Source organism: Streptomyces sp. iso_384, from assembly GCF_056172905.1.
Window position 1 is genome coordinate 2,740,134 of sequence record NZ_JBWBTT010000001.1, and the last position, 19,343, is coordinate 2,759,476.

General features: G+C 70.7%; 13 protein-coding genes and 1 pseudogene. 7 read left to right on the forward strand and 7 right to left on the reverse strand.

From position 1 onward, the window contains the following. Window positions 1–63: 63 nt before the first annotated feature. Window positions 64–852 (forward strand): ferritin-like domain-containing protein, encoded by a 789-nt coding sequence (locus AC0VY3_RS12095; RefSeq protein WP_475549588.1) that lies wholly within the window; start codon window positions 64–66, stop codon window positions 850–852. A 28-nt stretch (window positions 853–880) separates the two neighbouring features. On the opposite strand, the gene corA is transcribed toward AC0VY3_RS12095, so the two are convergent. Beyond that, entirely contained in the window at window positions 881–1,876 is a 996-nt protein-coding gene (gene corA, locus AC0VY3_RS12100; protein ID WP_475549589.1) for a magnesium/cobalt transporter CorA, read from the reverse strand. Window positions 1,877–1,924: 48 nt separating this feature from the next. On the opposite strand from corA, the gene AC0VY3_RS12105 reads away from it, so the two are divergent. The 5 genes from AC0VY3_RS12105 (at window position 1,925) to AC0VY3_RS12125 (ending at window position 8,642) form a co-directional block, all read left to right on the forward strand. After that, the gene (locus AC0VY3_RS12105; protein WP_103506995.1) at window positions 1,925–2,647 is read left to right on the forward strand and encodes a histidine phosphatase family protein; all 723 of its coding nucleotides are present in this window, start codon (window positions 1,925–1,927) and stop codon (window positions 2,645–2,647) included. A 70-nt stretch (window positions 2,648–2,717) separates the two neighbouring features. After that, on the forward strand, window positions 2,718–3,308 hold the full coding sequence (locus AC0VY3_RS12110; RefSeq protein ID WP_030085580.1) for a DUF3090 domain-containing protein: 591 nt from the start codon (window positions 2,718–2,720) through the stop codon (window positions 3,306–3,308). Further along, the gene (locus AC0VY3_RS12115; RefSeq protein WP_475549590.1) at window positions 3,272–4,111 is read left to right on the forward strand and encodes an SCO1664 family protein; all 840 of its coding nucleotides are present in this window, start codon (window positions 3,272–3,274) and stop codon (window positions 4,109–4,111) included. The genes AC0VY3_RS12110 and AC0VY3_RS12115 overlap by 37 nt, the downstream gene beginning before the upstream one ends. Window positions 4,112–4,232: 121 nt before the next feature. Continuing rightward, entirely contained in the window at window positions 4,233–5,462 is a 1,230-nt protein-coding gene (gene mshC, locus AC0VY3_RS12120; RefSeq protein WP_103506993.1) for a cysteine--1-D-myo-inosityl 2-amino-2-deoxy-alpha-D-glucopyranoside ligase, read from the forward strand. 114 nt (window positions 5,463–5,576) lie between these two features. After that, entirely contained in the window at window positions 5,577–8,642 is a 3,066-nt protein-coding gene (locus tag AC0VY3_RS12125) for an NPCBM/NEW2 domain-containing protein (RefSeq protein ID WP_475549591.1), read from the forward strand. A 93-nt stretch (window positions 8,643–8,735) separates the two neighbouring features. Here the strand turns inward: AC0VY3_RS12125 and AC0VY3_RS12130 are convergent, their stop codons facing one another. From AC0VY3_RS12130 to AC0VY3_RS12155, 6 genes and pseudogenes are all read right to left on the reverse strand, one after another. Continuing rightward, complete coding sequence (locus tag AC0VY3_RS12130; protein ID WP_103506991.1) at window positions 8,736–9,788, reverse strand: PAC2 family protein; 1,053 nt, start codon at window positions 9,786–9,788, stop codon at window positions 8,736–8,738. 170 nt (window positions 9,789–9,958) lie between these two features. Further along, a pseudogene (locus tag AC0VY3_RS12135) lies at window positions 9,959–10,132 on the reverse strand (LLM class flavin-dependent oxidoreductase); the annotation flags it as partial. Between the two features lie 220 nt (window positions 10,133–10,352). Next, window positions 10,353–11,963: a glycerol-3-phosphate dehydrogenase/oxidase gene (locus AC0VY3_RS12140; protein WP_475549592.1), complete on the reverse strand. Its 1,611-nt coding sequence runs from the start codon at window positions 11,961–11,963 to the stop codon at window positions 10,353–10,355. A gap of 14 nt (window positions 11,964–11,977) precedes the next feature. Next, on the reverse strand, window positions 11,978–13,522 hold the full coding sequence (glpK, locus tag AC0VY3_RS12145; protein ID WP_103506989.1) for a glycerol kinase GlpK: 1,545 nt from the start codon (window positions 13,520–13,522) through the stop codon (window positions 11,978–11,980). A 39-nt stretch (window positions 13,523–13,561) separates the two neighbouring features. Further along, window positions 13,562–14,353: an MIP/aquaporin family protein gene (locus AC0VY3_RS12150; RefSeq protein ID WP_103506988.1), complete on the reverse strand. Its 792-nt coding sequence runs from the start codon at window positions 14,351–14,353 to the stop codon at window positions 13,562–13,564. A gap of 365 nt (window positions 14,354–14,718) precedes the next feature. Beyond that, window positions 14,719–15,483: an IclR family transcriptional regulator gene (locus tag AC0VY3_RS12155; RefSeq protein WP_103507000.1), complete on the reverse strand. Its 765-nt coding sequence runs from the start codon at window positions 15,481–15,483 to the stop codon at window positions 14,719–14,721. Window positions 15,484–15,723: 240 nt separating this feature from the next. On the opposite strand from AC0VY3_RS12155, the gene metH reads away from it, so the two are divergent. Further along, window positions 15,724–19,236, forward strand: coding sequence for a methionine synthase (gene metH, locus AC0VY3_RS12160; protein ID WP_475549593.1), 3,513 nt, complete (start codon window positions 15,724–15,726; stop codon window positions 19,234–19,236). Window positions 19,237–19,343: the final 107 nt, after the last annotated feature.

A 19,343-nucleotide genomic window follows, 5' to 3' on the forward strand; every position in this document is an offset into this window, starting at 1 on the left:
TTTCTGCGGACAACTGCTCCGCGGACGTGAGCTCCGCGGGCAACGGGTACGGAGGTAGCCGTCATGCTCTCAGCGCAGACCCTGTTCCAGGAGATTCTGGACAACGACGAGTCCTACCGGCTCTTCTGTTCCATCGCCGCGAGCGGGGAGTCCCAGGGCGGCTGGGAGAACGCCCGGATCGCCGCCCTCGTCCCGGAGGGCCGCCGCGAACTGGCCCCCAGGATCGTCCGGCACGGCGCCGACGAGGACAAGCACGGCCGGATCTTCAACGCCCTCCTGAAGAAGCGCGGACTGCCGCCCGTCGAGGTCCCGCCGGAGACCGACTACACGATGCTCCTGGAACAGCAGGGCATCGGCCTCGCGCACTCCCGGCTGCGCGGCGAGGAGCGGCTCACCGAGCGCGACATCATCACCTATCTGGCCCACAGTCGGATCACCGAGCAGCGCGCCTCCGAGCAGATGCAGCTGCTGCGCCGGTACTTCGCCGACGACCCCGGCATCGGCCGCGCGGTGAAGATGATCTCCAACGACGAGGACAACCACCTCGCCTACTGCCACGAGGAACTGCTCGCCCTCGCGCGCGAGGGACACGGCCGGACCATCCAGCGGATCATGCGCGAGTGCGCCCTGGCCGAGATCCGGGTCTACCGCGACGTCAGCCTCGCCGTGATGGCCAACATGGGCCGCATCCTCGGCTGGTCGCGCCCCAAGGCCGCCGTCCTCGCCGCGGGCATCCACGCGGTGTACGCGTACGAGCGCCTGATCGGCTGGCGGCGCATGGTGACCCTGGAGATGCCGGAGCGCCGCAACGCACTCGGCAGCCCCGCCGCACCGGAACACGAGTACGCCTGAGGGTTCCGCGGCCCTCGGCCGCCGGGCCTCAGAGCCAGCCGCGCCGTTTGAACAGCCGGTGCAGACCGAACACGGCGCAGACCATCAGAGCCACCACCGCCGGATAGGCCCACACCCAGTGCAGCTCCGGCATGTGGTCGAAGTTCATGCCGTAGACCCCCGCCGCCATCGTCGGGACGGCGACCATCGCCGCCCAGGCGGAGATCTTGCGCATGTCGTCGTTCTGCCGCACGCCCATCTGTGCCAGATGCGCCGACAGGATGTCCGAGAGCAGCCGGTCCAGCCCCTCCACCTGCTCGTTGGCGCGCGTCAGATGGTCGGCCACGTCCCGGAAGAACGGCTGCGCGTGCTCGTGGACGAACGGCACGCCCGCACCCGCGAGCCGGGTCATCGGCGCCGTCAGCGGACCGGCCGCCCGGCGGAACTCCAGCACCTGCCGCTTGAAGGTGTAGATCCGGGCGGCGGTGTTCTTCGAGTCGCCGGAGCCGGTCGGCGCGAAGACCTGCGTCTCCAGCTCCTCCAGGTCGACTTGGAGCTCGCCCGCCACCTCCATGTAGTGGTCCACGACCGCGTCGCCGACCGCGTACAGCACCGCCGTCGGGCCGTGCTTCAGCACCTCGGGCTCGGCCTCCAGCCGGCGGCGCACGGCCGCCAGCGGGGCGCCCTCGCCGTGCCGGACCGTCACCACGAACGAGTCCCCTATGAAGACCATCAGCTCGTCGGCGCTGACCGTGTCGCTCTCCGGCTCGTAGACGACCGGCTTGAGCACCGCGAACAGCGAGTTGTCGTACACCTCCAGCTTGGGCCGCTGGTGCGCCCGCAGCGCGTCCTCCACGGCCAGCGGATGCAGCCCGAACTCGTCGCGTACGCGGTCGAACTCCTCCTCCGTCGGCTCGTGCAGCCCGATCCACAGGAAGGCGTCCCGAAAGGCCCGCGCCTCGTCCAGCGCGTCGGAGAGGTCGTCGGGCCGTTCGGTACGGCGCCCGTCCCGGTAGATGGCACAGTCCACGATCACGGCGGGCATTCTTCCCCGTGAACCGCCCCCGCGCACCTCGGACGTACGCTGGCGGGTATGCCCACGCTGATCCTCGTACGCCACGGACGCTCCACCGCCAACACCGCCGGAGTGCTCGCGGGCCGCACCCCCGGCGTCCTCCTCGACGAACGCGGCGCCGCACAGGCCGAGGCGCTGCCGGCGCGGTTCGCCGGCCTGGCCCCGGTCCTCGCCGTCAGCAGCCCCCTGGAGCGCTGCCGCCAGACGCTCCAGCCGCTCCTCGACGCCCGCCCCGGTCTGCCCCTGCACACCGAGGACCGGATCAGCGAGTGCGACTACGGCCACTGGTCGGGACGGAAGCTGGCCGAACTCGCCGACGAGCCCCTGATGTCCGTCGTCCAGCAGCACCCCTCGGCGGCGGCGTTCCCGGGCGGCGAGTCCATGCGGGCGATGCAGGCCCGCGCCGTCGACGCCGTACGCGACTGGAACGAGCGGGTCGAGGCGGAGCACGGCGAGGACGCCACGTACGTCATGTGCTCGCACGGCGACATCATCAAGTCCCTCGTCGCCGACGCGCTGGGCATGCATCTGGACCTCTTCCAGCGCGTCCACGTCGATCCCTGCTCGGTCACCGCGATCCGCTACACGCGGCTGCGCCCCTTCCTCCTGAGGCTCGGCGACACCGGGGATCTCGCCGCCCTGGCACCCCGCGAAAAGTCCGTCGGGGCGGACGCCGCCGCCTCGCCCACCGGTGACGGCACGTCGGACGCGGCGGTCGGGGGCGGCGCGGGCGCGCCGTGATCGCTCCGGGCAGTAGGGTGGACGCGCCGTAGCGCCGCCCAACCACCATCGAAGCTCAAGGGAGCAGGACGTGTCCCGTCAGGTGTTCCTCTACGACCCACCGGACCGATTCGTGGCCGGTACGGTCGGGTTGCCTGGCCGCCGTACGTTTTTCCTGCAGGCGTCCTCCCAGGGCCGGGTCACCAGCGTGGCGCTGGAGAAGACCCAGGTCGCCGCGCTCGCCGAGCGGATCGACGAACTGCTCGACGAGGTCGTGCGCCGCACCGGAGGCAATTCGCCGGTGCCCGCGGTGGCCCCCACCGACGTCTCCGACACCGCGCCGCTCGACGTGCCCGTCGAGGAGGAGTTCCGGGTCGGCACCATGGCCCTGGCCTGGGACGGCGAGGAACAGCGCATGATCGTCGAGGCGCAGGCCCTCGTCGAACTCGACGCGGACTCCGAGGACGACCTCGCGGAGGCCGAGGAGAAGCTCCTCCAGGACGAGGAGAACGGTCCGCCGATGCTCCGCGTCCGGCTCAGCGGCGCCCAGGCCCGCGCGTTCGCCAAGCGGGCCCTGGACGTCGTCAACGCCGGCCGCCCGCCGTGCCCGCTGTGCAGCCTGCCGCTCGACCCGGAAGGACACGTATGCCCGCGCCAGAACGGATACCGTCGCGGAGCCTGACGGACACCGAGCTGTTCACCCTGCTCACCGAGGGCACGATCACCGTCCTCGGGCAGGTCGGCGGGGCGTCCAACGCGGTGCTGCACTGCACGGTGGCGTACGAGGGCGAGGAGCGCACCTGCGCGTACAAGCCGGTCGCGGGCGAGCAGCCGCTGTGGGACTTCCCCGACGGCACCCTCGCCCAGCGGGAGGCCGCCGCGTACGAGATCTCCCGGGCGACCGGCTGGGACCTCGTGCCGCCGACCGTGCTGCGGGAGGGGCCGTACGGGCAGGGCATGGTCCAGCTCTGGATCGACGGCCCCGAGGACGGTGAGGACGCCCCCGAGCTGCTGGCGCTCGTCGAGGGCGAGGAGCCGGGCGATGGCTGGAAAGCCGTGGGCTTCGCGGACGTGGGGGAGGGGAAGACCGCGCTTCTCGTGCACGCGGACGACCCCCGGCTGCGGCGGCTCGCCGTACTGGACGCGGTGATCAACAACGGTGACCGCAAGGGCGGCCACCTGCTGCCCGCTCCCGGCGGACGGCTCTTCGGCATCGACCACGGGGTCACCTTCAACGCCGACGACAAGCTGCGCACCCTGCTCTGGGGCTGGGCGGGCGAGCCGCTGACCGAAGACGCCCTGGCGGTGCTGGGGCGGCTCGCCGCGGAGCTGGCGCCGGGCACCGTCCTCGCCACCCGGATGGCCGAACTCATCACGGCGGCCGAGCTGGAGGCCCTGCGGGAGCGGGTCGCCGGGCTGGTCAAGCGCGCCGTGCACCCGCAGCCGAGCGGCCAGTGGCCGCCGATCCCCTGGCCGCCGGTGTAGCACGCGCCCCACGACGACCCGCCCGTTATCCCCGGCCGGGGGTTACACGCAAGAAGGCCTCTTCGGACAGGATCACGGATCCGGTTCGTATCCGGAAGCATCGTCCGGTTACGCTCATGACATGCATGCCTGGCCCGCTTCTGAGGTCCCCGCCCTGCCTGGCAAGGGCCGCGACCTTCGGATCCACGACACCGCGACCGGCGGACGGATCACCCTTGACCCCGGTCCCGTCGCCCGCATCTACGTCTGCGGCATCACGCCGTACGACGCGACCCACATGGGTCATGCGGCGACCTACAACGCGTTCGACCTCGTTCAGCGCGTGTGGCTCGACACCAAGCGGCAGGTTCACTACGTCCAGAACGTGACGGACGTGGACGATCCACTGCTGGAGCGGGCCGTGCGCGACGGTCAGGACTGGACCGAGCTCGCGGAGCGCGAGACGGCGCTCTTCCGCGAGGACATGACCGCCCTGCGGATGCTGCCCCCGCGGCACTACATCGGAGCGGTCGAGGCGATACCGGGCATCGTGCCCCTCGTCGAACGCCTCCGGGACGCGGGCGCCGCCTACGACCTGGACGGCGACATCTACTTCTCCGTCGACACCGACCCGCACTTCGGCGAGGTCTCCGGCCTCGACGCCGAGGCGATGCGCCTGCTCTCCGCCGAACGCGGCGGCGACCCGGAGCGCCCCGGCAAGAAGAACCCCCTCGACCCGATGCTCTGGATGGCCGCCCGCCCGGGCGAGCCGAGCTGGGACGGGGCCTCGCTCGGCGCGGGCCGCCCCGGCTGGCACATCGAGTGCGTCGCCATCGCGCTCGACCACCTCGGCATGGGCTTCGACGTCCAGGGCGGCGGCTCCGACCTCGCCTTCCCGCACCACGAGATGGGCGCCTCGCACGCCCAGGCGCTGACCGGCGAGTACCCGTTCGCCAAGGCGTACGTCCACGCCGGCATGGTCGGCCTGGACGGCGAGAAGATGTCCAAGTCCCGGGGCAACCTGGTCTTCGTCTCGGCCGTGCGCCGCGACGGCGTGGACCCGGCGGCCATCCGGCTCGCCCTGCTCTCCCACCACTACCGCTCCGACTGGGAGTGGACCGACCAGGTGCTCGCCGACGCCGTCGAGCGTCTCGCGCGCTGGCGGGCCGCCGTCTCGCGCCCCGACGGGCCGTCCGCCGACGCGCTCGTCGAGGAGGTCCGCGAGGCGCTCGCGGACGACCTGGACAGCCCCGCCGCGCTGGCCGCGGTGGACCGCTGGGCCGCGCTCCAGGGTGCGGAGGGCGGCACCGACGAGGGCGCGCCCGGCCTCGTCTCCCGTACGGTCGACGCCCTCCTCGGAGTCGCGCTGTAAGGGGTTTCCCCGCCCGCCCGATGGCTCGAACCGGTCTCGGACTTCTCTACGAAGTTCGGGGCCGGTTCCTTTTTGTCCATGGTCATGTGCTCGAAGTTGCGCTAAAAGCTCACTATGCAAACATCAACGCGCATGAGAGTGGCAGCAGTTGCTGCGCTGCTCGGACTGTTCGCGGTCCTCTCCGGGCCCGGCGGGGCCCACGCCGACGAGGCCCCGCCGGCGAGCACGGAGACCACCACGGTCGGGGACGTGACCGGCTTCCGGGCGGACGGGGCGGTGTACCGGCTGACCGCCGGGCAGGCCGAGGCCCGGGTCAGCTTCGTCTCGAAGGAGACCTTCCGGATCGAGCTGGCCCCCGACGGGACGTTCACCGACCCCACCGGCGACGACATCGTCCTGCCGCAGGGCGAGCCGCCCCGCACCCGCTGGAAGGACCGCGGCGACCGCTACGAGCTGTCGACGGACGAGGTCACCCTGCGGGCCTACAAGAAGCCGCTGCGTTTCGCCCTGCACCGGGCCGACGGCAGCCTGATCTGGTCCGAGGCGAAGGGCCTGAGCTGGACCGGCGAGCAGACCGTCCAGACGCTGGCCCGGGGCGCCGCCGAGCAGTTCTACGGGGCCGGGATGCAGAACGGCCGTGGCAACACCTCCCACCGCGGAAAGACCGTCGAGGTCGCCGTCGACTACAACTGGGACGACGGCGGCCACCCCAACTCCGTGCCGTTCTACCTCTCATCGGCCGGCTACGGCGTCTTCCGCAACACCTACGCACCCAACACCTACGCGTTCACCGACCCGGTGACGACCGGCGCGAAGGAACAGCGCTTCGACGCCTACTACTTCGCGGGCACGGGGGCCGACGCCGCCAAGGACGTCATCGGGCAGTACACCGACCTCACCGGAAAGCCGTTCCTGCCGCCCGTCTACGGCATGGAGATCGGCGACGCCGACTGCTACCTCCACAACGCCAACCGGGGCGAGCGCCGCACCCTGGACGCGCTGAAGGTCGCCGACGGCTACGTCGAGAACGACATGCCGAACGGCTGGATGCTCGTCAACGACGGCTACGGCTGCGGCTACGAGGACCTGGAGGAGACCGCCCAGGGGCTGAAGGACCGCAACATGGAGCTCGGCCTGTGGACCGAGGACGGCATCGAGAACCTCGCCGCCCAGGTGAAGGCCGGGCAGCGGGTCGCCAAGCTGGACGTCGCCTGGGTCGGCGAGGGCTACAAGTTCGCCCTCGACGGCTGCAAGGACGCCTACCAGGGCATCGAGGACAACAGCGACGCCCGCGGCTTCACCTGGGCCCCGGAGAGCTGGGCGGGCGCGCAGCGCTGCGGAGTCCAGTGGTCCGGCGACCAGTCCGGCACCTGGGAGTACATCCGCTGGCAGATCCCGACCTACGCGGGCGCCACGATGTCCGGACTCGCCTACACCACCGGTGACGTCGACGGGATCTTCGGCGGCAGCGCCAAGACGTACACCCGCGACCTCCAGTGGAAGATGTTCCTCGGCACCACGATGGCCATGGACGGCTGGGCCGCCATGGACAAGCAGCCCTTCCGCCACGGAGAGCCGTACACCTCGATCAACCGCGACTACCTCAAGCTCAAGGAGTCGCTGCTGCCCTACCAGTACTCCTACGCGCACGAGGCCACCAAGACCGGTGTCGGCATGGTCCGACCGCTGGTCCTCGAATACCCGGACGACCCCAAGGCGTCGACGGAGGCCGCGAAGTACGAGTTCCTCTCCGGCGAGCACTTCCTCGTGGCGCCCGTCTACCAGGACACCACCGAGCGCAAGGACATCTACCTCCCCAAGGGCACCTGGATCGACTACTGGAGCGGCCGCACCTACGAGGGCCCCACCACCATCGACACCTACACCGCCCCGCTCGACACCCTGCCGCTCTTCGTGAAGGCCGGCGCGGCCGTCCCGATGTGGCCCGGCATCCGCTCCTACCGGGACCGCACCGCCGACTCCCCGCTCGCCTGGGACGTCTACCCGCAGGGCAACACCTCCTTCACCCTGTACGAGGACGACGGCGTCACCCGGCAGCACCGCGACGGGAAGTACGCCACCCAGCGCGCCGACGTCCGGGCCCCGAAGCGCGGCGCGGGCGACGTCTTCGTCACCATCGACGAGAGCCGGGGCAGCTTCACCGGCAAGCAGACCGCCCGCCCCTACGAGTTCACCGTCCACACCGGCTCCGAGCCCCGCTCGGTGAAGCTGGACCGGACCCTGCCCGAGCTGACCTCGAAGAGCGCGTACGACAAGGCCCGGCAGGGCTGGTGGTACGACCGTGACGACCGGGGCGGCGTGGTGCATGTGAAGACCGCGCCCCTGAGCACCGCGAAGAAGTTCACGGTGAAGCTGCTGGGCACCAGCGCGGTCGGCGGCAAGAAGGCCTCGGCGGCCGCCGCCCTCACCGTCCCCGCGGGCCAGGAGGCCGGAGCCGGGACGCCCGGCACGGTCCAGGTCGACGTGACCGCGGGCAGCACCGCCCTCACCGACACCACGGTCACCCTTCAGGTCCCCGACGGCTGGCGGACCGCCACCGCGAAGGTTCCGGGCCGCATCCCGGCAGGCGCCACCCGCCGGGTCGAGGTGGCCCTCACGCCGGCGAAGGACGCCCAGGTACGCGAGACCACGCTGACGGCCCTGGCCCGCTACCGAACCGCCGGTGGCGCGCGCACGAGTCAGCAGCGGCTCGCCGTCTCCGTGCTGCCCCCGGCGCCCGAGGGCGAGGCCTGGGCGAGCGATCTCGTCTGGCTCTCCGAGACCAACGGCTACGGCCCGGCCGAACGTGACCGCTCCAACGGGGAGTCGGGCGCGAGCGACGGGAAGACACTGACCCTCGCGGGACAGCCGTACGAGAAGGGGATCGGCACCCACGCCGACTCCGACATCGCGCTCCATCTCGGCGGCCGGTGCACCGCGTTCACCGCCGACGTCGGCATCGACGACGAGATCGACGGCTACGGAGAGGTCGCGTTCTCCGTGGAGGGCGACGGCAAGGTGCTGTGGACCTCGCCGAAACTGACCGGCGCCTCGGCGACCGTGCGGGTGGACGTGAAGCTCGACGGCGTACGGCAGGTGCGGCTGAAGGTCACCGACACCAACGGGTCCAAGACCGGGGACCACGGCGACTGGGCGGCCGCGAAGTTCCACTGCGCCTGAGCCGTAGTCAGGACCGATGAGACAGGGGCGCCGCACGGGATCATCTCCCGCGCGGCGCCCCGTCGTTCGTCACGCCGCCGTACCGCGGCGCGGTCAGTCCTCCTCGGGAGTCTCCCCGGAGCCCTCGTCGGATTCGCTGCCCGACGCCTCGTCGGACCCCTTGGCGCCTTTGTCGTCGGAGGCCTTGCCCCGCCCGGACTCCGGACGCGGCGGCTTCGGCGGGCGGGTGCGGCCACCGGCGGGATCGCGCAGATACGGCACGTCCCCGCTCTCCGTCGCATGCCCTCCCGGCCCCTGCCCGGGGCCGCCGTCCCGCCGCCGCAGATAGCGCTCGAACTCCCGGGCGATGGCCTCGCCGGACGCCTCGGGCAGCTCCGCGGTGTCCCGCGCCTCCTCCAGCGTCTGCACGTACTCCGCGACCTCGCTGTCCTCCGAGGCCAGCTGGTCCACCCCGAGCTGCCAGGCCCGCGCGTCCTCGGGCAGTTCGCCCAGCGGGATGCGCAGCCCGATCAGGTCCTCCAGGCGGTTCAGCAGGGCCAGCGTCGCCTTCGGGTTCGGCGGCTGCGACACATAGTGCGGGACCGCCGCCCACAGGCTGACCGCGGGCACCCCGGCATGCGTGCACGCCTCCTGGAGGACCCCGACGATGCCCGTGGGGCCCTCGTACCGGGTCTCCTCCAGGTCCATCGTCCGCGCCAGGTCCGCGTCCGAGGTGACCCCGCTCACCGGCACCGGCCGGGTGTGCGGGGTGTCACCGAGCAGCGCGCCCAGGATGACGACCATCTCGACGCCCAACTCATGGGCGAAGCCCAGGATCTCGTTGCAGAACGACCGCCAGCGCATCGACGGTTCGATGCCTCGCACCAGGACCAGGTCCCGGGGCTTCTCCCCGCCGATACGCACCACGGACAGCCGCGTCGTCGGCCAGGTGATCTTCCGCGTCCCGCCGTCCAGCCACACCGTGGGCCGGTTGACCTGGAAGTCGTAGTAGTCCTCGGCGTCCAGCGCCGCGAACACCTCGCCCTTCCACTCACGGTCCAGATGACCGACCGCTGTGGAGGCGGCGTCCCCGGCGTCGTTCCAGCCTTCGAACGCGGCCACCATGACCGGGTCGATCAGCTCGGGCACCGACTCGAGCTCGATCACCCGGGCCTCCTTCCGATGTCTCCATACGTACGGAGCAACCTTACGGCTTCCGGGGCCCCCGGCCGCAGCCCTCTTGCACGGCCGGGTGAACCCTGCCATCAGGAGTGGATCACCGGCGGGATCAGTGCATGATGGCCCCCGCGTCACGGCGGCCGGCCGGTTCCGTGTCCTCACCACGGGGCGGACGGCGCCTCCCGCCGCACCACCGGGGCGATCTCCTCCGCGAACCGCTGGAGCGTCTCCGACTGCTCCGGCCGGCTCAGCCCGAAGCCGTCCACGGTGATGGACCGGAGGTCGTGGCGGTAGACCTCGTGCCGGCCGAGGATCTTGTCGATCACCTCTTCGAACCGGTCGGCGGCGGAAGCAAGGCCACCGGTCGGCGGGTGCGGGTCGTGACCGATCGGAGGGAGCACGGAGAAATCTCATGAACTCCACCGTGCTCGCGGCACATTGCACGCGTATGGCGGGAGTGTGGCTCGTGTGACGGGCGCCCGCGCACGACGACGGAGGCGGCCTCCCCGGGGAAGCCGCCTCCGTCCCCGTACCCGTGGGGGGTGGTCGTGATCAGTCCCGGTCGGCCAGCAGCTTCTCGACGCCCTCGCGCACGTCGTCCGTCGCCAGACCCCGGATCGTCAGCGTGGTCCGGCGGCGCAGCACGTCGTCCGCCGTCTCGGCCCACTCGTGGTCGCGGGCGTAGGCGACCTGGGCCCAGATCTCCGGGGCGTCCGGGTGGACGCGCTCGGCCAGCTCCGGGTTCTCGTTGGCCAGCCGGGCGATGTCGAAGGCGAGCGAACCGTAGTGCGTGGCCAGGTGCCGGGCTGTGTCCGGCGCCATGCGCGGGCCGGGAGCCGGGCCGTCGACCAGCAGCCGGTGCGCGACCGCGTTCGGGTTGGCGATGCCGGGCAGCGGCAGCTTCCGCGGCAGCCGGTTCATCGGCTCCATGTCCTCGGCCAGCGGGTGCCCCGGCAGGGCGGCCAGCTTGTTCATCACCGTACGGCCGATGTGACGGAAGGTCGTCCACTTGCCGCCCGCGACCGACAGCATCCCGCCACGGCCCTCGGTGACGACCGTCTCGCGCTTGGCCTTGGAGGTGTCACCCGGACCGCCGGGCAGTACGCGCAGACCGGCGAAGGAGTACGTGATCAGATCGCGCGACAGCTGCTGGTCCTTGATCGAGAACGCCGCCTCGTCGAGGATCTGCGCGGTGTCGGCCTCGGTCACCGAGACGTCCGCCGGGTCGCCCTCGTACTCCTCGTCCGTCGTGCCGAGGAGCAGCATGTCCTCCCACGGCAGCGCGAACGTGATGCGGTACTTGTCGATCGGGGTGGCCAGCGCCGCCCGCCACGGCCGGGTCCGCTTGAGGACCAGGTGGGCGCCCTTGGAGAGGCGGATGGAGGGCGCCGCGTTCGGGTCCTCCATCTTCCGCAGGTGGTCGACCCACGGGCCGGTCGCGTTCAGCACGAGCCGGGCGGTGACGCCGAACTCGGTGCCGTCCGTGCTGTCCTTCAGGTCGGCGCCGGTGACCCGGCCCCGGGTGAAGCGCAGTCCGGTGACGGCCGCGTGGTTGAGGACGACCGCGCCCGCGTCGACGGCCGCGCGGACCGTCATCAGCGCCATGCGGGCGTCGTTCATCTGGTCGTCGCCGTAGACCGCGACGGCCTTCAGATTGTCGGTGCGCAGCTCGGGGACGTCGCGCTGGGCCTTGGCCGGGGAGATGACATGGCCGACGCCGTCGCCGAACGCGGAGAGCGCGGAGTAGGCGAAGACGCCCGCGCCGAGCTTGGCCGCGCCGTGCGGGCCGCCCTTGTAGACGGGCAGGTAGAAGGTGAGCGGGTTGGCCAGGTGCGGGGCCACCTCGCGGGAGACCGCGCGGCGCTCGAAGTGGTTCTCCGCGACCAGCTTGACCGCGCCGGTCTGGAGGTAGCGCAGGCCGCCGTGGAGGAGCTTGGAGGAGGCGGAGGAGGTGGCGCCGGCGAAGTCGCCGGCGTCCACCAGAGCCACCCGCAGCCCGGACTGCGCGGCATGCCAGGCGGTGGAGATGCCCAGGATGCCGCCGCCGATGACCAGGAGGTCGTACGTGGCCCGGGACAGCTGGTCCCGGGTCTCGGCGCGGCTCGGCAGCGAGCCGGAGGCCGGGTGCGTTCCGAGGGCGGGAACGCTCTGCAGGGTGGTCATGGTGATGCTCCTCGTCAGCTTTCTTCGTCCTCGACCCAGCCCATGGTCCGTTCGACGGCCTTGAGCCAGCTCTTGTACTCGCGGGCACGGGTGTCCGCGTCCATGCGGGGGGTCCACTCGGCGGCCCGGCGCCAGTTGGCGCGCAGCGCGTCGGTGTCCGGCCAGAAGCCGACGGCGAGACCGGCGGCGTAGGCGGCGCCGAGGCAGGTGGTCTCGGCGACCATCGGGCGCACCACCGGCGCGTCCAGGAAGTCGGCGAGCGTCTGCATCAGCAGGTTGTTGGACGTCATGCCGCCGTCGACCTTGAGCGCGGTCAGCTCGACGCCGGAGTCCTTCGTCATGGCGTCGCTGATCTCGCGGGTCTGCCAGGCGGTGGCCTCCAGGACGGCACGCGCGATGTGCGCCTTGGTGACGTAACGGGTGAGACCGGTGATCACTCCACGGGCGTCGGGACGCCAGTAGGGGGCGAACAGTCCGGAGAAGGCGGGCACGAAGTACGCGCCGCCGTTGTCCTCGACCGAGGAGGCCAGCGTCTCGATCTCGGCGGCCGACTTGATCAGGCCCATCTGGTCGCGCATCCACTGCACCAGCGAACCGGTGACCGCGATGGAACCCTCCAGCGCGTACACCGGGGGCTTGTCGCCGATCTGGTAGCCGACGGTGGTGAGCAGCCCGTTGTACGAGTTCACCGGGGTGCCACCGGTGTTCATCAGCATGAAGGTGCCGGTGCCGTACGTGGACTTGGCCTCGCCCTCGGCGAAACAGGTCTGGCCGAACAGCGCCGCCTGCTGGTCGCCGAGCGCGGAGGCGACGGGCACGCCGTCGAGGATGCCGCCCTTGGCACTGCCGTACACCTCGGCGGAGGAGCGGATCTCGGGGAGGACCGCGGCCGGGATGCCGATGGAGGCGAGGATCTTCTCGTCCCAGGCCATCGTGTGCAGGTTCATCAGGAGGGTGCGCGAGGCGTTGGTGACGTCGGTGACGTGGACGCCGCCGTCGGTGCCGCCGGTGAGGTTCCAGATGACCCAGGAGTCCATGGTGCCGAAGAGGATGTCGCCGGCCTCGGCGCGCTCGCGCAGCCCCTCGACGTTGTCCAGCAGCCAGCGGACCTTGGGCCCGGCGAAGTACGAGGCGAGCGGCAGCCCGGTCTCGCGGCGGAACCGGTCCTGGCCCACGTTGCGGCCGAGCTCCTTGCAGAGCGCGTCGGTGCGGGTGTCCTGCCAGACGAGGGCGTTGTGCACCGGCTCACCGGTGTTCTTGTCCCAGAGCAGGGTGGTCTCGCGCTGGTTGGTGATGCCGATCGCCTTGACGTCGGCGGAGGTGATGCCGGCCTTGACGATGGCCCCGGCGACGACCTCCTGGACGTTCTCCCAGATCTCGGTCGCGTCGTGCTCGACCCAGCCCGGCTTCGGGAAGATCTGCTCGTGCTCCTTCTGGTCGACGGAGACGATCCGGCCGTCCTTGTCGAAGACGATGCAACGGCTGGAGGTGGTGCCCTGGTCGATGGCCGCGATGAACGGCCCGGTGCCGTGGGTGCCGGTGGTGTGTGCGTCGGTCACGGTGTGCTCCCGGAAGTCTGTGAGGTGGTGGAGGGGCGGCTAGGCGAAGGCGAGGTTGTAGAGCCCGCCGGCGAGTGCGCCGCCGACGAGCGGACCCACGATGGGTACCCACGCGTAGCCCCAGTCCGAACCACCCTTGTTCGGCAGCGGCAGCAGGGCGTGCACGATGCGCGGACCGAGGTCGCGGACCGGGTTGATCGCGTAGCCGGTCGGGCCGCCGAGCGAGAGGCCGATACCGACGACGACCAGGGCGGTGATCAGCGCGCCGAGCGCGCCGAGGCCGTTGCCCTCGTCGTTGAGGCCCTGGGTCAGGATCGCCAGGACCAGCACGACGGTGGCGATGATCTCGGTGACGACGTTCTGCACGCCGTTGCGGATCTCCGGACCGGTGGAGAAGATCCCGAGCACCGGGCCGGCCTTCGGGGCGGCGGTCTGGTCGACCATGCCCTCGTCGGTGGACTTGGTGCCGATGATCTCCGGGTCGGTCAGGTGGGCGCGGAACTGGCCGTAGTAGACCGCCCAGACCAGCAGGGCGCCGATCATCGCGCCGAGCAGCTGCGAGCCGAGGTAGAGGGGGACCTTGCCCCACTCCGTGCCGCCCTGGATGGCCAGGCCGACCGTGACCGCGGGGTTGAGGTGGGCGCCCGATACGCCGCCGGCGAGGTAGGCGCCGGTCAGCACGGCGAAGCCCCACCCGAAGGTGATGGCCAGCCAGCCCGCGTTCCGGGCCTTCGAGCTCTTCAGCGTGACGGCGGCACAGACACCGCCGCCGAGCAGGATGAGTACGGCGGTACCTATGGTCTCGCCGATGAAAATGTCGGAGCTGGACACCCGCGACTCCTTCGTCCTTCGTCCAGGGGAGAGCGGATCACCGGGTCCCTCCGGTGTTCCGCGCCCCAGGTGGGTATCCACGAAGCGTGGGCAGCCCACCTGTAAGGGCTTGACCGGCCCTTGGCACTGTCACACCCTAACGCGTATTGCCGTTAGGCGTTCGACAATGCCGACCGTTGAACGGCAGTGTTTCCCCCGAGTGAAGGAAGCGTCAAGGGTTCTGTGGTCCACGACTCGGTGCGCGACGGGATCGTTACCGGCCGGTGCCGGGCGTGCCGGGCATGGGTGTGCCAGGTCGAGGTGGCGGGTGCGGGTCGCGCCGGGCGTGCGCCGGGCCGGAGCGGAGGGTGCGGGCGGCCCGCGCCTCAGAAGCGGCCGGCGCCCAGATCCCGGGAGACCGCGCGGGCGCAGTCGCGTACGGCCGCGATCAGCTCGGGGCGCAGCGTGCCGCCCGGGGCCACCCGCTCCACCGCCCCGGTCACGGCGACCGCCCCGACCGGCATCCTGCGCCGGTCGTGCACGGGTGCGGCCACGGCGGCCACGCCCTCCCAGGTCTCCTCCGCGTCGGCGGCCCAGCCCTGCGCGCGGATCAGGTCGAGCATCGCCTCGAACTCGTCGGCCGTGGTGACGGTGCGCCCGGTGAAGGAGCGGCGCTCCGCCTCCATGACCTCGCTGTGGGCCACCGGGTCGTACGCGGACAGCACCTTGCCCAGCGCCGTGGAGTGCAGCGGCTGCATGGCCCCGACCTCCAGCACCTGGCGGCTGTCGTCGGGCCTGAAGACGTGGTGGACGATCAGCACGCCGTGCTGGTGCAGCACCCCGAGGTGGACGCTCTCGCCGCTGGAGCGGGCCAGGTCGTCCGTCCAGACCAGGGCGCGCGCCCGCAGCTCGTGGACGTCCAGATAGCTGTTGCCGAGGCGCAGCAGCTCCGCACCCAGCTGGTAGCGCCCGGACGCCGCGTCCTGCTCGACGAAGCCCTCCAGCTGCAGGGTGCGCAGAATGCCGTGCGCGGTGCCCTTGGCCAGCCCCAGCGAGGAGGCGATGTCGGAGAGCCCGAGCCGACGCTCGCCGCCCGCCAGCAGACGCAGCATCGCGGCCGCCCGCTCCAGCGACTGGATGTTCTTGGCCATCGCGCCGTACTCCTCCACCTCGGTTCGACAATGCTGAACACTATCGGTCGATGCCGACCTGCGCCGGACTCCGGGGGAAAGTGTCCGCCACCGGGCCGCACCCGCCGCTCCCCGCACAGCATGCAGTCCGCCCCATGGACGTACTGACAGCGCCGGCCGACGTCGGGCTACGCTGGCGAGGTGCGCCTTCCCCAAGAAGGACGCAAAGCCGACAGCCGTCGCATCCCTGGGAGATCATCCATGGCCTCGTTGCCGACACCCGCCGCCGACAGCCGGACCCGCGCTGACGCGCTCCGAGACGCACTTGCCACGCGTGTGGTGGTGGCCGACGGTGCGATGGGCACCATGCTCCAGGCTCAGGACCCCACGTTGGAGGACTTCGAGAATCTCGAAGGCTGCAACGAGATCCTGAACGTCACGCGGCCCGATATCGTGCGCTCGGTCCATGAGGAGTACTTCGCGGTCGGTGTCGACTGCGTGGAGACCAACACGTTCGGTGCGAATCACTCGGCGGCGAACGAGTACGAGATCGCCGACCGGATCTTCGAGCTTTCCGAGTCGGGTGCGCGGATCGCCCGCGAGGTCGCCGACGAGTTCGGTGCCAAGGACGGCCGCCAGCGCTGGGTCCTCGGCTCGATCGGCCCCGGCACCAAACTGCCCTCGCTGGGTCACATCACGTACGACGTGCTGCGCGACGGTTACCAGAAGAACGCCGAAGGCCTCCTCGCGGGCGGCTCGGACGCGCTGATCGTCGAGACGACCCAGGACCTTCTGCAGACGAAGTCGAGCATCATCGGCGCCCGCCGGGCGATGGACGCCCTCGGCCTCCAGGTGCCCCTGATCTGCTCGCTCGCGTTCGAGACGACCGGCGTCATGCTCCTCGGCTCCGAGATCGGTGCGGCGCTGACCGCTCTGGAGCCGCTGGGTATCGATCTGATCGGGCTGAACTGCTCGACGGGTCCGGACGAGATGAGCGAGCACCTGCGCTATCTCGCCCGTCATTCCCGTACGCCGTTGATGTGCATGCCCAACGCCGGCCTGCCGGTCCTCACCAAGGACGGTGCGCACTTCCCGCTCGGCCCCGACGGCCTGGCGGATTCCCAGGAGCACTTCGTCCGGGACTACGGCCTTTCGTTGATCGGCGGCTGCTGCGGTACGACTCCGGAGCACCTGAAGGCCGTCGTGGAGCGTGCCCGCGAGCTGACGCCCACCGAGCGCGACCCGCGCCCCGAGCCCGGCGCGGCTTCCCTCTATCAGCACATTCCGTTCCGTCAGGACACCGCCTATCTGGCGATCGGGGAGCGGACGAACGCCAACGGTTCGAAGAAGTTCCGTGAGGCGATGCTGGAGGCGCGCTGGGACGACTGCGTGGAGATGGCCCGCGACCAGATCCGCGAAGGCGCGCACATGCTCGACCTCTGCGTCGACTACGTGGGCCGTGACGGGGTTGCGGACATGGCGGAGCTCGCGGGCCGTTTCGCGACCGCCTCCACGCTCCCGATCGTGCTGGACTCCACCGAACTGCCCGTCCTGCGCGCCGGGTTGGAGAAGCTGGGCGGCCGGGCGGTGCTGAACTCGGTGAACTACGAGGACGGTGATGGTCCGGAGTCGAGGTTCGCGCAGGTCAGCGCCCTGGCCGCCGAGCACGGCGCCGCTCTGATCGCGTTGACGATCGATGAGGAGGGCCAGGCGCGCACGGTCGAGCACAAGGTGGCGATCGCGGAGCGGCTGATCGAGGATCTGACCACGAACTGGGGCATCCGCGAGTCCGACATCCTCATCGACACCCTGACCTTCACCATCTGCACGGGTCAGGAGGAGTCGCGCGGTGACGGCATCGCCACGATCGGGGCGATCCGTGAGCTGAAGCAGCGCCACCCGGACGTCCAGACCACGCTGGGCCTGTCCAACATCTCCTTCGGCCTCAACCCGGCCGCCCGCGTCGTGCTGAACTCCGTCTTCCTCGACGAGTGCGTCAAGGCGGGCCTCGATTCGGCGATCGTGCACGCGTCGAAGATCCTGCCGATCGCCCGGCTGGAGGAGGAGCAGGTCAAGGTCGCCCTCGACCTGATCTACGACCGCCGCGCCGAGGGTTATGACCCCCTTCAGAGGCTCATGGAGCTGTTCGAGGGCGTCAACATGAAGTCGATGAAGGCGGGCAAGGCCGAGGAGCTGATGGCCCTCCCGCTGGACGAGCGGCTGCAGCGGCGGATCATCGACGGTGAGAAGAACGGTCTGGAGGCCGACCTGGACGAAGCCCTCCAGGACACTGCGGCTCTGGACATCGTGAACAACACGCTGCTGGAGGGCATGAAGGTGGTCGGGGAGCTGTTCGGCTCCGGCCAGATGCAGCTGCCGTTCGTCCTCCAGTCCGCCGAGGTCATGAAGAGTGCGGTGGCTCATCTGGAGCCGCACATGGAGAAGTCGGACGCCGAGGGCAAGGGCACGATCGTGCTGGCCACCGTCCGCGGTGACGTCCATGACATCGGCAAGAACCTCGTCGACATCATTCTCTCCAACAACGGCTACAACGTCGTCAACCTCGGCATCAAGCAGCCCGTCTCCGCGATCCTGGAAGCCGCCGAGGAACACCGCGCCGATGTGATCGGCATGTCGGGTCTCCTGGTGAAGTCGACCGTGATCATGAAGGAGAACCTTCAGGAGCTCAACCAGCGCAAGATGGCCGCCGACTTCCCCGTCATCCTCGGCGGCGCAGCCCTCACCCGCGCCTACGTCGAACAGGACCTCCACGAGATCTACGAAGGCGAGGTCCGCTACGCCCGCGACGCCTTCGAGGGCCTGCGCCTCATGGACGCCCTGATCGGCGTCAAGCGCGGCGTGCCGGGCGCGGTGCTGCCCGAGCTCAAGCAACGCCGCGTGCCCAAGAAGGACGTTCCGGTGATCGAGGCCGAAGAGCCGGAGGCGGGCGCGCGTTCGGACGTGTCGGTCACTCATCCGGTGCCGGACCCGCCGTTCTGGGGGACACGGGTGGTCAAGGGCATCCCGTTGAAGGAGTACGCGTCCTGGCTGGACGAGGGCGCCCTGTTCAAGGGGCAGTGGGGTCTGAAGCAGGCGCGGTCCGGTGACGGGCCGACGTACGAGGAGCTCGTGGAGACCGAGGGCCGCCCGCATCTGCGCGGCTGGCTCGACCACCTCCAGTCCAACAACCTCCTGGAGGCGGCCGTCGTCTACGGCTACTTCCCCTGCGTGTCCAAGGGCGACGACCTGGTCCTCCTGCACGAGGACGGATCCGAGCGCACGCGCTTCACGTTCCCGCGCCAGCGCCGTGCCCGTCGGCTCTGCCTCGCGGACTTCTTCCGTCCGGAGGAGTCCGGCGAGACCGATGTCGTCGGTCTCCAGATCGTCACCGTCGGCTCCCGGATCGGCGAGGCCACCGCCGAGCTGTTCGCCGCCAACTCCTACCGCGACTACCTGGAGCTGCACGGCCTGTCCGTCCAGCTCGCCGAGGCCCTGGCCGAGTACTGGCACGCCCGGGTCCGCAGCGAGCTCGGCTTCGGCGGTGAGGACCCGGCGGACGTCGAGGACATGTTCGCGCTGAAGTACCGCGGCGCACGGTTCTCGCTCGGTTACGGGGCGTGCCCGGACCTGGAGGACCGGGCCAAGATCGCCGACCTCCTCCAGCCGGAACGCATCGGCGTCCACCTCTCCGAGGAGTTCCAGCTCCACCCGGAACAGTCCACCGACGCCATCGTCATCCACCACCCCGAGGCGAAGTACTTCAACGCCCGGTAGGGCCGACTTCGCCCCGTGGTCACGCGCCTTTCGCGCACCGCGACGGGACACGTCGTACACTGGTCGGTCCAGTGCAGGCCGGTCGCCCTCCCACTTTCGGGAATGGC